Consider the following 16,551-nt stretch of genomic DNA (forward strand, 5'->3'; position numbering starts at 1 on the left):
CAACAGGCCGTCGGCCAAGAGGCGACGGTCAGAATAATCAGTGCTGTGCAACATACGGGTCATAGCCTACCCAAAACTGTTTAACGCAAACTAGGTTCAAATCACCTGCAAGTCTAATCGAGACGCGTTAAGATTTCTAGACATTTTTGTCCAAATCCGACCAGTGCCAGCCAACTTAACTCAACAAATCCAGCTCGCCGTGCCCTGTGATGACCACATGGCCACCCAAACCCGCATGCACCAACGCGCCCTGCTCGACCTTGGCTTGGGCTTCAATAAAGCCCGGACGCCCCATTTCCACCCCTTGGCGCACCACAAAATCCGTCTGCCCTTCTTTAAACCGACCGTGATCCATCAATTGCCCAATCATGGCAGAGACCGCTGAGCCCGTGGCCGGGTCTTCCTTAAAGCCGTTCAAGTCAACAAAGGTGCGGGCGGCATAATCAACATCATCTTCCAGTGGCGTGGGGCTATAAACAAATACGCCGGTAGACTGGTCGCCAAATATATCAACCCAACCCCGCCGCTGAAACTTGATTTCTTTAAGCACTGACGCGTCTTTCACCGGCACCATTGTAAACGCAACCCCCGCCGAATAGACCGCAGGCACCAGATCTCCACATCCGATTTGATGCGGCAAAAGCCCTAAACATTCGGCCACATCATCAACGTTGGAAACCTCTCCAACCCGCTCCGGCAGTTTTGGCAAACCAAACCGCGCGTGGCCCGACATTTTGCCCGAAGGCGTCATGACAGCGACGACGGTGCCGATTTGCTCTTCCAATCGCACCGCGCTGGTGCTGTGGCGCAGGCCAAGGGCTACTGAAACGCCAACCGTTGGGTGCCCCGCAAAGGGAAGTTCACGCGTTGGGGTGAATATCCGCACCTTTGCCAAATGGCGCAAAGTGCGCGGCTTATGCACGAATATCGTCTCAGATAGATTGAACTCTTGCGCAATCTTCAACATGGTCTCGTCGGGCAAGCCATCCGCCTCGAACACAATGGCCAGCGGATTGCCGGCAAAGCGTTCTTTCGTGAACACGTCCGCGATCATAAATGGATATTTCATGCACACTCCGAAACTGAATCGTTCGATCTATTGAAACAGTTTCAGTTTACACGACCACGACTAACGAAGTTTGAATAAAAAAAGGGGCGCCGAAGCGCCCCTATAGTTAGCTCTGGGAGAGCTAGGGTTTACCCCTTCAAAAGCTAGTTTTTGGCTTTGTCCACCAAAGCACCAGCTTTAATCCATGGCATCATATCGCGAAGTTTTTCACCAACTTCTTCGATTTGGTGCGCGTCATTATTGCGGCGTGTTGCCTTAAAGCTAGGCTGACCAGCTTTACATTCCAACATCCAATCGCGCGTAAAGCGACCTGATTGAATATCTTCAAGCACACGCTTCATCTCGGCTTTTGTTTCTGACGTCACGATGCGTGGGCCAGTAACATATTCGCCATATTCGGCTGTGTTTGAAATTGAGTAGTTCATGTTGGCAATGCCGCCCTGATAAATCAGATCAACAATCAATTTCACTTCGTGCAAGCACTCGAAATAAGCCATTTCCGGCGCATAACCAGCTTCCACCAATGTTTCAAAGCCTGCGCGGATCAATTCAACCAAACCGCCACACAAAACAGCCTGCTCACCAAACAAGTCGGTTTCGCACTCTTCTTTGAACGTGGTTTCGATGATGCCTGAGCGGCCGCCACCAACACCAGAAGCATAAGCCAATGCCACATCTTGCGCATTGCCGGTCGCATCGTGGTGGATCGCCACAAGGCAAGGCACACCGCCACCTTTTTCAAATTCGCCGCGCACTGTGTGACCTGGGCCCTTTGGCGCAATCATGATCACATCAACACTGTCTTTTGGCTCAATCAAGCCATAGTGCACGTTCAAACCGTGGGCAAAAGCAATCGCTGCGCCATCACGAATGTTGGGTGCAATTTCATTGTTGTAGATGTCAGCCTGCAACTCATCAGGTGTGGCCATCATCATCACGTCTGCCCACGCAGCGATGTCAGAAACGCTCATCACTTTAAGGCCATCAGCTTCCACTTTCTTCGCGGTGGATGACCCCTCACGCAAACCAATCGCAATGTCAGTCACACCAGAATCTTTCAGATTCATCGCATGTGCCCGACCTTGGCTACCATAACCAATAATGGCAACTTTTTTGCTCTTGATTAGATTTAGATCAGCGTCTTGATCGTAATAAACACGCATAATTGCGTTTCCCCTTAATATCGTTTTTTTGGTTCTTATCTGCGTGGGGCAGATTGGTTGTTATTTTTAAGCGCCGTACAATTTCAAAAACTGCTCAGTCGCCCGTTTTGCATCGCGGATAACGTCTTGATCTGAAAGCTCAAACTCGTCACCCAATAAAAGCCGCACTTGAACATCTCTCAGCACCAGGCCGAAAAAGGTCCGAAACGCCTCCTCCTCGTCGTCAAAGCGAAGCAACCCTGCGCCCCGCCCTGCCTTCAACAAAGGCTTCAACCGTTTACCAACCGCAAAGCGGCCATTGGTTAAAACCGTGTGTCCCAAATTGCTCAACGGTCCCGCATGGGTGATGGCCAAACGATTCAGCGCCACCGAAATGTCGCCTGCAATCACTTTGAGCCAGTCATAGGCAAACCGTTCAAGATTGGCTTGCAATGCTTCAATGCTCATGCGCTGTGGTCCCAACGGCACCGGACGCACCTTCGCCGCCTGCCACTGCACAATCGCCGTCAACAATCCATCACGATCGCCAAACCACTTATAGAGCGACTCTTTTGAACAGCGTGCGCGCCGCGCAACACCAGTCATCGTCAATTTGTCACCCACTTCAACCAGCAAGGACAAAGCAATATCCAACACGTCCTGTTGGCGTTGCGTCAGTTCTTCATCACCCAGTTTAATGGCAGCCGACAATTTTACCTCCATCGATCGGTCGCGAATTGCCGCGCCCATCTGCAACCCAACTCAACGGCCCTACGGCCAAATTGAAACCGAGTCGCTCAATTTGATATGGAACCGTACCGTACGGTTCGGTAAATGTCAACAAAAAGTTACACCTTCGAATGCAAGCAGGAATTGCCCCACACAATCAGCATGTTAACAAAAGGGGCGCCGAAGCGCCCCGATCAATTCATTCGCTTTATGAACTACGCTTTGTCCAGCGCTTGTTCGATGTCAGCGATAATGTCATCTATATGTTCAATACCCACGGAGATCCGTACCAAATCGCGCGGCACGCCAGCGGCTTTCAGTTCATCATCATTGAGCTGACGGTGGGTTGTGGAGGCCGGGTGACATGCAAGTGACTTGGCGTCGCCAATATTCACCAACCGCAAAATCATCTCCAGCGCATCAATAAAGCGAGCACCTGCTTCCTGACCGCCCTTAATGCCAAAGCTCAAAATGCCCGAGGCCTTGCCGCCGGAGATTTTGTTGGCCAACGCATTGTATGGCGAAGATTTAAGGCCGGCATAATTCACCCAGCTCACCTTGTCGTGCGCCTCAAGATATTCAGCAACTTTTTGGGCATTCTCGCAGTGACGCTCCATGCGCAGACCAAGTGTTTCAAGACCTTGCAAAATCTGGAATGCGTTCATGGGAGAAAGAGCGGCACCCGTGTTGCGCAACGGCACGACACGCGCGCGGCCAATAAAGGCTGCAGGCCCAAGCGCCTCAGTGTAAACAACACCATGATAAGATGGATCTGGCTCATTCAAAACCGCAAAGCGCTTCTTATCCGCCGCCCAGTCAAACTTGCCGCTATCAACGATAATGCCGCCGACACTTGTGCCGTGGCCGCCAATATATTTGGTCAATGAATGCACAACAATGTCGGCACCATGATCAATGGGGCGACAAAGGAACGGCGATGCTACCGTGTTGTCAACGATCAGCGGCACGCCATGCTTGTGGGCAATCTCAGCCAATTTTTCGATGTCGACCACATTGCCAGCCGGGTTGCCAATGCTTTCGCAGAACACCGCTTTGGTATTTTCATCAAACAGCTTTTCAATGCCGTCAAAGCTGGCATCAACCATGCGCACATCAATGCCCTGACGCGGGAAGCTGTGCTCAAACAAATTGTAGGTGCCGCCATAAAGCTGGCTGACAGAAACAATATTGTCGCCCACACCAGCGATGGTTTGGATGGCATAGGTGATCGCAGCCATGCCAGAGGCCAACGCCAACCCGGCAATGCCGCCTTCCATCTCGGCAACACGCTGCTCCAGCACCGCGTTGGTCGGGTTCATGATCCGGGTGTAGATATTGCCTTCCACCTTAAGATCAAAAAGATCGGCGCCATGCTGCGTATTATCAAACGTATAGCTTGTCGTTTGATAAATCGGCACAGCCGCTGCCTTGGTGGTGGCTTCTGATTCATAGCCATGATGCAGGGCGAGTGATTCAAGCTTCATAATATTTTCCCGAAATTTGACAGAGTTCGGCGCATCTTAGCAGTTGTGCAGAAACCGCAAAGGTGCAAAAGGGAAAATACAGTCTATTAAAGCCCGCTTTTGTAAAAAATCTATGCCACGCCCTGCTTGCCAAGCTGCCCATCTTGAGTGTGCAGCAAATTGACCAGTGTTTGATGCGACATGGGACGGGCGAAATGGAACCCTTGATAATATTGGCAACCCAAGCCTTCCAGCACATGCAAATGATCGCTGGAACTGATGCCTTGCGCCACCACCCGCAAACCCAACCCCTGGGCAAGTTCGACAATTTTTTGCACCAAAATCCGGCTTTGGGTGGAGAACCGCAAATCACATATGAGCTCCGAATCCAGCTTCACCACATCAATCGGCAATTGATGCAGATGATTAAAATTCGAAATCCGCCCGCCAAAATCATCCAGCGCAATCGTGAAGCCAAAATCGCTCAATTGATTGAGCATCTTTTCAGCCTGCTCCAAATGGTCATGCAGCACGTTCTCAGAAATCTCAAAAATAATGCGGTTGGGTGAAATGCCTTTTTGCCGCGTGGTCTCAATCAACGCTTTAACCACATGCGGCTCAATCACATCAGCAGGAGATAGATTAAAGCTTAGGCGCAAATATTTGGGCAGCTTCAACATTGAATCCGTGGCTTTTTCAAACAGCGCCAATGTCAGCTTATTCATCAACCCCATCGCCTCAGCCACTGGGATGAACCGATTGGGCAAAATCTCCAACCCATCAGGGCGGTGCCAACGGGCCAGCGCTTCAACAGCCGTTATATTATTATTGGCGGCGCTCACCACGGGCTGGAACACCATTTCCATTTCGTCAATGAACTGGCTATCCCTTAGCCCCTGAGCAATCTCGGCTGAATCTCGCGTGATCCGTTCATGCTTTTGCTCAAACAACAGGGCATGGCCGATATTGTAGGTCTTGGCGTAATATAGGGCGTGGTCGGCCCGTTCAAACAATTTCTCCGCATCCGCAGCGTCAATTCCCGCCCGAGCAAACCCAATTGAGGCGGAGAGTTTAACCTGAACGCCCGTTTTCAACACAAAGGGCACCTTAAGCGCCGCGCAAACCGCCCGCCCCAGTGCAACCACTTCATGGTCAGACATTTTGTGGCGGGTAATCAGGGCGAACTCGTCTCCCCCTACCCGCGCAACGAAAACTTCTTCGCCGAGAAACTCGACCAGACGGCGCGACACTTTGCACAACAAATCATCCCCCGCCGGGTGACCATAAATGTCATTGATCGGCTTAAAACCGTCTAGGTCGATCAATCCAAGAGTGAGAACTTGATCTGATCGCGTCGGAAAGTGCTTTTCCAAATAATTAAAAAAGCCACGTCGGTTGGCTAGATCTGTCAACATGTCCTTAAAGGCCAAATCACGCATTTCTTTGGCCTGGGCGCGCGCGTCTGCTTTTGCAGCATAAAGGCGCGTTCGGTGATCAATAAACCGTTCGAAATCAAAACCAAAACTGCGTGTGACCAGCGTGATGATCGTAACAACAAACAAAAAATGGAAGGTCAGGGCAGAAAACAGGTCAAGCTGCGCTATCCAACTCCAAACATAAAGCGGCACACCGACACTGACCACGAGCGCCACAGCCGCCTGACGCAAATAGGCGAGGCAAAACAAGGCCCCGAGCAACGACAACAGAACGAAAAACCCAACTTCTTTGTGCGCTGTTGTGCTGGATTGTGACATGGCAAATATCGCCCAGGAGGTGAATACAATGCCCAAGCCGGCCGCAGCGTAGACGATATTTTGAAGTTGTTTTTGAAGCTGTTGGGCGTCGAGTTCTTTGCCCTTAAATCGGACCCAATGAACGATACGCCACAATGATACCGCCACCAAAATGGCCGTACCAATAACAATGACCGGGTCAAACCCGTCCACCAAGCGCCGCTGTGCGACCACCAAAAGTGCAGAAAAGGTCAATAAATAAACGAAAGGGAGTCGAAAACGAAGCATTCGCAACTGCGCGCGCATCAATGGTTCGTTTGAACCATCAATCAACACCGCAGCCTTGAACCAGCTCGCCACGCGACTAATCAATCTTCACCCCACCCTAATTCTTTGCCTGAGACACCTTTTGAGATTCGACCAAAGAAAAAATTTAATTGTTCTGCACAAATTGAGCTAAAAACACTCCATTCCAAAAAACGAAAAACAATTAAATTAATTAAAGATGTAATCATATAAGTGTAACAATTTAACTAACTGAATTATCAGACAAAATTGAATACAAAAAAGCCGGCATGAAAATGCCGGCCTTTTCTTCGCATCGAATTATCAATTTAGGCAGTCAAATATCTCTCATGCAGATGCTGCTTGAAAACCTCAACATCCAGAACCGAACCTGTCGCATCAGACACCATTTCATCCATAGAAACAGAGGATGCACGGTGGTGCACATTGGTGCGCAGCCACTCAAAGATCGACGTGAAATCGCCACGACGCACACTGTCGTCCCAGCCGGTAACCTGACTTTGCAACGCCTTGAACAATTGCGATGCGGTCATCGCGCCGATTGTATATGTGGGGAAATAACCCAATGCGCCGCCTGACCAGTGAATATCCTGCATACAGCCATTGCCAACGCAATCGGGGCGCACGCCAATATTCTTTTCCATCTCATCGTCCCAATAGCCGGGCAAGTCAGCCACTTGCAGATCGCCGCTGAGCAGTGATTTCTCAATGCGATAGCGCAACATCACATGCAGCGGATAAGTCACCTCGTCCGCGTCCACACGAATAAGTCCCCGCTTAACCCGCAAGATTGAGCGTTTGAAGTTTTCCATTTCCCAAGCAGATCCACTGACACCGAAAGCCTCCCGCACTTTTGGCAATGCGTAGGCCAAAAATGCATCGGACCGACAAAGCTGCATATCCAAAAACAGCGACTGGCTTTCATGCATACTCATCCCGCAGGCATTGCCCACAGGTTGACCGCGCCACTCCGCCGGCAGGCCAATCTCGTACATGGCATGACCAGTTTCGTGCAGCACCCCGTAAAGGCTGGTGGAGAACGCATTGGCATTGTAGCGCGTGGTCAAGCGCACATCACCCGGCACACCGCCACAAAAAGGGTGGGCCGACACGTCAATGCGCCCATGACTAAAATCAAAGCCCAGCGCCTCCATAAAGCGGCGACCAAGTGCTTCTTGCGCGCCAACAGGCGTTTCACCATCCAACGGCTTCACGGGGCGATGGGTTTCTTGAAACTCGATGACCTCATTCAAAAAGTCCGGCAGAAATGCACCCAACTCATCAAAATATTGATCGACTTTGGTGGTGCGCATCCCCGGATCAAAAGTGTCCAATTGCGCATCATACGCACTCAGGCCCAACGCATCGGCTTTGGCGTCGGCTGCCTGGCGTATTAGTCCTAGCAAGGGCTCAAGCTTGGCAGCAAAACTATCAAAATCATTCTCAGGCCGCGCATGTTGCCACACATGCGTGGTTTCAGACTGGGCCTTGCTTAGCGCATGCACCAAATCATTTGGCACCGCATTCGCGTGTAAATAAACACGCTCCATCTCTTTGATGTTGGCAGCGTCCCAACCCTCAAGCTTTTCTTCCTTGGCTTTTGCAATCAGATCGCCCAAATCCGGCGCGGTGTATTTTTCGTGTGCCACGCCCGCCAATGCGGCCAATTGCTCGCCCCGCACCTCGGCCGACCCTTTGGGCATCATGGTTTCTGCATCCCAACTCAGCATAGAGGCTGCCCCCTCAATTGCTGAAATTTGTGCAAATCGTTTCTTCAACTCAGAATAGGCGCCCATGCCCGTCTCCCCAGATTTAGTGCGAAAGGCCACATTGATAGGAAATCATGTGGTTTTGAGCCCAGAGAGTAACGCCATGTTTTGCGCCAACGCAAGCGCCTTTATCGCAAAACAAAAGGGTCGCAAAAATGCGACCCTTCTGCCCCGATGCTGAATTGAATTCAGCTAGTGTGCCATCAAAACCGGCACTTCTGCTTTGCTCAAAATCTCGCGGGTTGCGCCGCCAAGAACCCATTCACGGAACCGAGAATGGCCATAGCCGCCCATGACAATCATGTCGGCGTCTATGCGGCCAACTTCGTTCAACAATGCAGCAGCCGCATCTGACCACCCATTGATGTTGCGCACCTCTACATTGACCCCATGGCGATCCAAATGCCGCGCAATATCGGCACCAGGCTCGATGCCACGCTCTTCAGGCGCTTCATCATCGCTCACAATGGCAACGGTTACTTGGTCCGCACGCTGCATAAATGGGATCGCATCCGCAACGGCACGCGCTGTTTCTTTTGAATTGCGCCAACCCAATACGATGTTTTTGTAAGGTCCATCACTCGCAGGAATTGCAGGCGGGACAAACAGGCAGGAGCGTCCTGAATTAAACAAGACATTTTCAAAAATCTCAGGCTTTTCCGAATAGTGCTTGTAAGGCCGTGTCGCAACGATCAAGTCGGCCAGCCGTGCTTCATTGGCAATCGTTTGCCCCATAAAGGACGGTGTGGCACTCACGCGGCGCAAATCAGAGCTAAACTCATGTTTGGCGAACCGCATGTCGAGTTCTTTTTCATATTTGTCGCCCTGCTCTTCGGCTTCCTGCTGCAACTCTGCAGCCACTTGCCCAACAGAGAACACCCCATCACCGGCGCTCACCACATCTGGAATTTCAACACACAAAAGGCCTGTCAAAAACGCATCATGACGGCGGGCAATCGGCTCGGCATATGACAAGCGCACCTCATCTTCTTTTGACCCATCTAAATATACCAATACATCCTTGATCATCTCGACCTCCTGTGTCTGATCAATCCCATAAACCTATAGTGGGGCACTTTGGCCCCACCCTGCCTTGATCTGCATCAAAAGGTTAAGCAGCTGCACAATGTGTGACGCCGCAAAGGCTTAGGCGGCCTATGCTGCCTCATATTTCGGCGATGATTTTTCCCGCGCTACTTTCAGCGCGTCACCCCACCATGCCAAATCATCGAGCAAATCATTGGCTTTTGGCGCAATGATCTCATCAATTGCTGACATGTCTTTGTCGTCGCCCATCGGACTAACCTTCATAAACTCACCGCCACCGATGTGGACAGCTTCACGAATGGGCGCCATTTGCAACTCGCTCACAATGCCGCGCAGATGTTCCACTGCGCGCGATGCCCCCACACCGCCATAGCCGACGAAAGCGGCAGGCTTGCGCACCCACTCCACATAGGCTTGGTCCAGCGCGTTTTTCAAAACCGCCGGAATGGAATGGTTGTACTCTGCGGTGACAAAAATAAAGCCATCATATCTGTCCAGCTTTTGTTGCCATTGCACGGCACGCGCATCTTCAGACCGAGCATATAGATTTGTCGCCTTTTCATTGAAAAAGGGCAGATCAAAATCGCGCAGATCAATGAGGTCAGCTTCTATGCCCTCATAAGCACGCGCTTTGTCCAAAATCCACTGCGCAGGCTTTTTCGCAAATCGATCATCGCGCGTGGTCGACATGATAATTCCAATATTGAGCATATCTATTTCTCCTTTAAACAATGACGGTCACAAATCCTGTGCCCGTGATCTGTTGAAGGAGGAACGGATGGCCCCGATCAGAGTTCCGCGATCAAATTAGTGTGATTGGCGGCTAGGCTTTTCCAAGTGCCTTATTATATTGCCGCACCGCTTCGGCAAACCCCATCAACAAGGCATCTGCCGTGATGCCATGGCCAATGGACACCTCATGCAATTCAGGCAGCACCTCAACAAAGGCCGGTAGATTTTCCAACGTTAAATCATGCCCGGCATTAATGCCAAGGCCTGCGGCCAGCGCGGCTTGCACGGTCACCCGCATACGCTGCAAATGATGATCCCCCATCGGCGTGCCAAAACTGGCGCCATAGGGGCCTGTGTAAATCTCAATCCGGTCCGCGCCGATCTCCGCCGCATCCGGCGGCACGCTGGGATCTTCATCCACAAACAATGAGACGCGAATGCCGGCATCCTTCATGCGCTTGATCGCTGGCACCAACAGATTATGGGCGCCGCGCACATCCCACCCATGGTCAGACGTGGCCTGATCTGGCGAGTCAGGCACAAAGGTCACTTGATCCGGCTTGTTGGCGATCACCAGATCGAGAAACTCATCATCCGGATAGCCTTCAATATTGAATTCTTTGTCCGGATATTCATCCTTCACCAATGCCGCCAATTCCGGCACATCGGACCGGCGAATATGCCGCTCATCGGGCCGCGGGTGCACGGTGATTCCGTCAGCGCCTGCATCCAGCACCACGCGCCCCATGCCTACCACACTGGGCCAGGGCAAATCACGTTGGTTACGCAACAAGGCAACCTTGTTCAAATTGACTGAAAGCGCGGTCATAGCTGCTCCGAAGAAACACGATAGGTGTAATTGTTCCAACCAATCGGTAAGGTAATTTGCTGAAACTGGCAACCTCACTATTAGTGAATTGCAACAGCGAAATGACAAATCTGCAACCGAACAGTTCCCGCTGAAAGCGATTTGTATTCAGCCACATCAAGGCCTATAAAAACACCACTGTCCCTGTCGAAGAAGCAAAAATATCTATGTCCTATCCCCGCATTATCTTTATGCGCCATGGCGAGACCGAATGGAATCTCGCTGGCCGCGCTCAAGGTCATCTCAACTCCCCCCTCACCGAGAAAGGCCGTGGCCAAGCGCAAAAGCTGGGTGAAATTCTCAAACGTGAGCTGGGCACACCGGATGGCTATGCACAAATGGTCAGCCCGATTGGCCGCACTTTAGAGACCGCAGAAAACATCAAGAAGCATTTCGCTTTTGATCCAACGCCTGTTGATTTGCTCAAGGAAATCGATTTGGGCAAGCTGAGCGGCCTGTGTCGTCCCGAAATGGAAGAACAATTTCCTGACCATATGGACGGCAAGCCTGATTATGACTGGTATTTCGGCGCACCTGGTGGCGAGACCATGGATGATATGCGCAAGCGCGCCACCCAATGGCTCGATAGCTTGACCGGCCCCACCATCGCGGTGGCCCACGGCCAAATCGGCAAAGTAATCCGCGGCATCTATCTCGATCTCACAGATGCGCAGATCTTACGCCTGAAAGAGCCGCAAGGCGTGGTGCATGTGTTGGAGGATGGTCAAGAAACCATCTGGACATAAAAAAGGCGGCCCCAGGCCGCCTTTTCTTTGATTATCACGAAGGGCTTACATGCCCTCTTTGCCGCGCGAAATTGCGGTGAGGCCCGTGCGAACCACTTCAACAAGGCCCAAAGGCTGCATCAAAGAGATGAATTGCTCGACCTTTGATGGGCGGCCGGTGATCTCAAAAACAAAACTGTCAATTGACGCATCCACAACATTGGCGCGGAAGGCTTCAGCCAGACGCAATGTTTCCACCCGGTTTTCGCCTTTGCCTGCCACTTTGATCAGCGCAAGCTCACGCTCCAATGACTCGCCTTCGGCCGTCAAATCATGCACTCGGTGCACTGGAATCAAACGTTCCAACTGCAACTTGATCTGCGACAGAACTTTTGGCGTCGCGACAGTAACGATCGTGATGCGCGAGCGATGCCGATCGTGCTCTGTTTCTGAAACCGTGAGGCTATCAATGTTAAACCCACGGGCAGAGAAAAGCCCCACCACCCGGGCGAGAACACCTGGCTCGTTATCAACAAGAACGGTCAATGTGTGACGTTCAACGCTTTGGCTGCGTTCCAAATCCCAACTTGGCTTAAACAAGGACCTTCCCCTTCTCATCAATAATGTTGCCGATATCTGCCGTGTCCGGCAAAATCATCTCGTGGTGCGCCTTGCCCGATGGAATCATTGGCAAGCAGTTTTCTTCTTTCGTCACCCGGCAATCAAACAGAACAGGCTTATCGATCTCGATCATTTCCATGATCTTGTCGTCCAACTCTTTTGGGTCATCACACATGATACCATGCGCGCCGAAGGCCTGCGCCATCATCACAAAGTCTGGCAAGCTTTCAGAATAAGAGCTGGAATAGCGACCACCATGCAGCAATTCCTGCCACTGGCGCACCATGCCCATATATTCATTGTTCAAGATAAAGATCTTGATCGGCAAGCCATATTGAACCGCGGTCGACATTTCCTGCATGGTCATTTGAACGCTGGCTTCGCCTGCAATATCAATCACCAACGCGTCACGGTGCGCCACTTGCACACCAACCGACGCGGGCAGACCATACCCCATGGTGCCCAAGCCCCCGGAGGTCATCCAACGGTTTGGCTGATTGAAATGGAAGTGCTGCGCGGCCCACATTTGGTGCTGGCCAACCTCGGTGGTGATGTAAACATCACGATCTTTGGTCAGCTCATACAAACGCTCAATTGCATATTGAGGTTTGATCACGCTATCTGATTTTTCATAGCGCAATGATTTCACAGCGCGCCATTGATCAATCTGCTGCAACCAGGGCTGAATTTCTTCAGTGCGCGGCGCATTCGTCTTGGCCCGCCACAAGCGCACCATCTCTTCCAACACATGGCCGCAATCGCCCACAATCGGCAAATCCACCACAATGTTTTTATTGATCGAAGACGGATCAATATCGATGTGGATTTTGCGCGAGTTCGGCGAGAACGCATCAATACGCCCCGTGATCCGGTCATCAAAACGGGCGCCAACGCAGATCATCAAATCGCAATCATGCATCGCCATATTGGCTTCGTAAGTGCCGTGCATGCCCAACATGCCGAGCCATTGCTCGCCATCTGCTGGATAGGCACCAAGGCCCATCAATGTGGAGGTCACAGGAAAGCCTGTCAGCTCCGCCATTTCACGCAGGCTTTTGGTGGCATCGTCACCCGAATTGATCACGCCGCCGCCGGTGTAAAACACTGGGCGTTCGGCCTTCAGCATCATATCCACGGCGATTTTGATCGCGTCCAACTCGCCTTCCATTTGTGGCTTATATGTCGGGTGACTGGAAATATTGGGGTTGGCATAATTGCCCAAGGCAAACTGCACATCCTTAGGAATATCAATCACAACCGGCCCCGGCCGCCCCGAGGTCGCCACATAAAAGGCTTCGTGCAAAATGCGCGGCAAATCTTCAACCGACTTCACCAAATAATTGTGCTTGGTGCAGTTACGGGTAATCCCAACCGTGTCGCATTCCTGAAAGGCATCAGAACCAATCAAGGGTGTGGGCACCTGCCCTGTGATGCAGACCATAGGAATAGAATCGAGAAGAGCGTCGGTGAGACCTGTCACCGCGTTGGTTGCGCCTGGACCAGAGGTCACCAGCACCACGCCACATTTACCAGTTGAACGGGCATATCCTTCTGCGGCATGGGTCGCGCCCTGTTCGTGCCGCACAAGAATGTGCTCGACTTTGTCATTTTGGAAAATCGCGTCATATATTGGCAGCACTGCCCCACCGGGATAGCCGAAAATATGCTCGACCTCCTGATCGACAAGTGCCTGAATGACCATTTCTGCTCCGGTCATTTGCTCAGCCATAGCTCTTCTTTCTCCTCAAGCCTTGTGCAATTTTTTCAAATCGCGCTCATGCCAATTAAATTGGCCATAAAAAAAGGCCCCTTTTGGGACCTTGGCATGCACCGACACTCACGAACCTCACTTAGATGTTCGCGCCGCCGGTGCCAATAATCACGAGTACGAGTGCCTGATGCATCGTTTGCCTCAATTAATTTACGTTGGACATATTGGTAGAGCGACTAGATTCATTGGTCAAGTACCAATTTGCGCACAATCGTCCATTTCAATCTCATTGAAATTCACACCTCTCCTACTTGACCGTACCATCTAAAATGAAAAGACTGCGCAAAACACGCCTTCCTCGATCCCGAAATCAGAAAGACTGGCCATGAGCAATTTCAATTTGGATAATGTCACCTCTCACATTGAGCAGGACTTCGACAACAGCGTAAACCGCTTGATCGAGTGGCTGAAAATCCCCTCTGTTTCAACTGACCCGGCCTATGATGCAGATGTGCGCAAAGCCGCCGACTGGATGATGAACGAACTGAACGGCATGGGCTTTGAGATCAAATTGATCGAAACCGACGGCCACCCCGTTGTGTTTGCTGAGCGCGAGTCAAAAGACAAGAACGCCAAGACCTTGCTCTATTACGGTCACTATGATGTGCAGCCCGGCGATCCATTTGAGTTGTGGGACACAGCCCCCTTTGAACCTGCCATCGTTGAAAGCCCCCACGGCAAAAAGATTGTTGCCCGCGGCGCGGAAGACGACAAAGGGCAAGTGATGACCTTTATCGAAGCGTTCCGCGCCTTCATCGCAACACATGATGATTTGCCGTGCAACGTCAAAATCATGCTGGAAGGTGAAGAGGAAACCGGCAGCCCAAGCCTTGATAAGTTTTTGCAACAGAATAAAGGCCTGCTGACGGCTGACGTTTGTGTGGTGTGCGACACGGCCATGTGGGACATCAACACCCCCGCCATCACCTACTCTTTGCGCGGCCTGATCGACGCTGAAATCAGCATCAAAGGCCCGAGCCGTGATCTCCATTCCGGCATGTATGGCGGCGCGGTGATCAACCCGCTGCACGCCATGTCCAACATTGTGGCACAGCTGCACGATGAAAATGGCAAAATCCAAATCCCACATTTTTATGAGGGCGCACCGGCACTGGGAGATGCAGAGCGCGCGTCGCTTTCTGCTCTCAATTTCGATGATGCGGAGTTTTTGGGCGAAATTGGCCTAAAGCAACCTGCGGGCGAAGAAGGCTATTCAACCATTGAACGCATATATGCGCGCCCGAGTTGCGATGTGAATGGCATGTGGGGTGGCTATATTGGCGAAGGCCACAAAACCGTGATCGCCTCAGAAGCGCACGTCAAACTGTCCTGCCGCTTGGTAGGAGATCAGGACCCAGCCAAAATCCTGCCCAATATCGAAAAGTTCTTCGCTGATCGTTTGCCCGAAGATTTCACCATGACCTTCAGAAATCATGGCGCGGCTTACGCTCTGAAATTGCCGATTGACAGCCCTTACCTCAAGGCTGCTCAAAAAGGCTTGGAAGTTGAGTATAATCGCGAAGCCAAAATGATTGGCATGGGCGGTTCCATCCCAGCCGTCGGCGCCATCAAGAATATGCTCGGCTTGGAAAGCGTTATGGTGGGCTTTGGCTTGTCCGATGACAATATACATAGCCCGAACGAGAAATATGAACTCACTTGCCTGCGCCGTGGCATTCGTTCTCACGCAGCAATTCTGTTGGAATTGGCAAAGGTTTAAGATGACCGCATCTGACCAAATATATGCGGTGCCAGCCGATCATCCGCCCATGGCGAAAGTGGGTGACTTTATGGATCATATTGGCAACGCAGGCTATGAGGGCAAGACCATATTGGTCTTGCCCAAATCGACAATCGATCCCACCTTTTTTGACCTGCGGTCCGGGCTGGCTGGCGAGGTGACCCAAAAGCTGGTCAATTACCACCTTAAATGCGCGATCATTGGCGACTTTGAAGCCGAGATAAAACAATCAAACGCCCTGCGCGACTATATTTACGAATGTAATCGCGGCGACCATATCCAGTTTGTCGCGCACGAAGACGAGATAAAGTTTTAATGACCGAATTGAGTAAATCGGAACAGCGCGTGGAAGCGGTGTTGCGCGCCCACAAATTGAAAACGGACATTGTGCGCCTGGACGACAATGCCCACACCGCCCAGCAAGCAGCGGACGCCTTAGGCATCGAAGTGGCACAAATCGTCAAATCCCTGGTGTTTCGCGGCGCCGAAAGCGACAAAGCCTATTTGCTGTTCGTTTCCGGCGCCAATCGCGTGCACGAAAAACGCGCAGGCCGGTTGATCGGGGAAAAGCTGGGCCGTGCGGATGCTGATTTTGTGCGAGAGCATACGGGCTTTGCCATTGGCGGCGTGTCACCCCTCGGCGCGACGGGTCAAGTCGACATCTTCATCGATGAGACCTTATTCGCGTATGACGAGCTATGGGCAGCAGCGGGCCACCCCAAATCCGTATTTCAGACAAGTGCAAACGAGTTGGTAACACTCACCGGTGCAAAGTCACTCAACGTGCTTTAGCCGCTCTATTTTCAAGTTTTTGCGTTCCTGCTAGAATTGGAAC

Annotated in this window: 15 protein-coding genes; 4 read left to right on the top strand and 11 right to left on the bottom strand. The window is 51.6% G+C overall.

Translation table 11 applies throughout. From position 1 onward, the window contains the following. Positions 1-175: 175 nt before the first annotated feature. The 9 genes from G549_RS0106815 to G549_RS0106855 form a co-directional block, all read right to left on the bottom strand. Entirely contained in the window at positions 176-1,069 is an 894-nt protein-coding gene (locus tag G549_RS0106815) for a PhzF family phenazine biosynthesis protein (protein ID WP_027834399.1), read from the bottom strand. Positions 1,070-1,212: 143 nt separating this feature from the next. Further along, a complete protein-coding gene (gene ilvC, locus G549_RS0106820) occupies positions 1,213-2,232 on the bottom strand; it encodes a ketol-acid reductoisomerase (RefSeq protein WP_027834400.1) in 1,020 nt (339 codons plus the stop codon). Positions 2,233-2,298: 66 nt separating this feature from the next. Further along, positions 2,299-2,934 (bottom strand): TetR/AcrR family transcriptional regulator C-terminal domain-containing protein, encoded by a 636-nt coding sequence (locus G549_RS0106825; protein WP_036222021.1) that lies wholly within the window; start codon positions 2,932-2,934, stop codon positions 2,299-2,301. Positions 2,935-3,155: 221 nt separating this feature from the next. Further along, entirely contained in the window at positions 3,156-4,424 is a 1,269-nt protein-coding gene (locus tag G549_RS0106830; protein ID WP_027834402.1) for an O-acetylhomoserine aminocarboxypropyltransferase/cysteine synthase family protein, read from the bottom strand. A gap of 110 nt (positions 4,425-4,534) precedes the next feature. Beyond that, positions 4,535-6,391 carry a putative bifunctional diguanylate cyclase/phosphodiesterase gene (locus G549_RS0106835; RefSeq protein ID WP_169449619.1) on the bottom strand — a complete coding sequence of 619 codons (1,857 nt, stop codon included), beginning with the start codon at positions 6,389-6,391 and terminating at the stop codon, positions 4,535-4,537. 359 nt (positions 6,392-6,750) lie between these two features. After that, positions 6,751-8,238, bottom strand: a complete 1,488-nt coding sequence (locus tag G549_RS0106840; protein WP_027834404.1) for a carboxypeptidase M32 — start codon at positions 8,236-8,238, stop codon at positions 6,751-6,753. Positions 8,239-8,403: 165 nt separating this feature from the next. Beyond that, entirely contained in the window at positions 8,404-9,240 is an 837-nt protein-coding gene (locus tag G549_RS0106845) for a universal stress protein (RefSeq protein WP_027834405.1), read from the bottom strand. Positions 9,241-9,366: 126 nt separating this feature from the next. Then, the gene (locus tag G549_RS0106850; protein ID WP_036221634.1) at positions 9,367-9,969 is read right to left on the bottom strand and encodes an NADPH-dependent FMN reductase; all 603 of its coding nucleotides are present in this window, start codon (positions 9,967-9,969) and stop codon (positions 9,367-9,369) included. A gap of 112 nt (positions 9,970-10,081) precedes the next feature. Then, positions 10,082-10,819 (bottom strand): pyridoxine 5'-phosphate synthase, encoded by a 738-nt coding sequence (locus G549_RS0106855; protein WP_027834407.1) that lies wholly within the window; start codon positions 10,817-10,819, stop codon positions 10,082-10,084. A 206-nt stretch (positions 10,820-11,025) separates the two neighbouring features. On the opposite strand from G549_RS0106855, the gene G549_RS0106860 reads away from it, so the two are divergent. Beyond that, positions 11,026-11,604: a histidine phosphatase family protein gene (locus tag G549_RS0106860; protein WP_027834408.1), complete on the top strand. Its 579-nt coding sequence runs from the start codon at positions 11,026-11,028 to the stop codon at positions 11,602-11,604. Positions 11,605-11,649: 45 nt separating this feature from the next. Here G549_RS0106860 and ilvN read toward each other — a convergent pair whose 3' ends face one another. Together ilvN and G549_RS0106870 are read right to left on the bottom strand one after the other, a co-directional pair. Beyond that, complete coding sequence (ilvN, locus tag G549_RS0106865; protein ID WP_027834409.1) at positions 11,650-12,183, bottom strand: acetolactate synthase small subunit; 534 nt, start codon at positions 12,181-12,183, stop codon at positions 11,650-11,652. Next, a complete protein-coding gene (locus G549_RS0106870; RefSeq protein ID WP_027834410.1) occupies positions 12,176-13,933 on the bottom strand; it encodes an acetolactate synthase 3 large subunit in 1,758 nt (585 codons plus the stop codon). The genes ilvN and G549_RS0106870 overlap by 8 nt, the downstream gene beginning before the upstream one ends. A gap of 367 nt (positions 13,934-14,300) precedes the next feature. Between G549_RS0106870 and G549_RS0106880 the strand changes: the two genes are divergently transcribed. The 3 genes from G549_RS0106880 to G549_RS0106890 are packed head-to-tail and all read left to right on the top strand — an operon-like array spanning position 14,301 to position 16,508. Continuing rightward, positions 14,301-15,695, top strand: a complete 1,395-nt coding sequence (locus G549_RS0106880; protein WP_027834411.1) for a dipeptidase — start codon at positions 14,301-14,303, stop codon at positions 15,693-15,695. A 1-nt stretch (position 15,696) separates the two neighbouring features. Then, entirely contained in the window at positions 15,697-16,032 is a 336-nt protein-coding gene (locus tag G549_RS0106885; RefSeq protein WP_027834412.1) for a DUF4180 domain-containing protein, read from the top strand. Further along, positions 16,032-16,508: a YbaK/EbsC family protein gene (locus tag G549_RS0106890; protein WP_027834413.1), complete on the top strand. Its 477-nt coding sequence runs from the start codon at positions 16,032-16,034 to the stop codon at positions 16,506-16,508. Before G549_RS0106885 ends, G549_RS0106890 begins: the two co-directional genes overlap by 1 nt. Positions 16,509-16,551: the final 43 nt, after the last annotated feature.

It is taken from the genome of Maritalea myrionectae DSM 19524 (assembly GCF_000423365.1).
In the GTDB taxonomy this organism is placed as follows: domain Bacteria; phylum Pseudomonadota; class Alphaproteobacteria; order Rhizobiales; family Devosiaceae; genus Maritalea; species Maritalea myrionectae.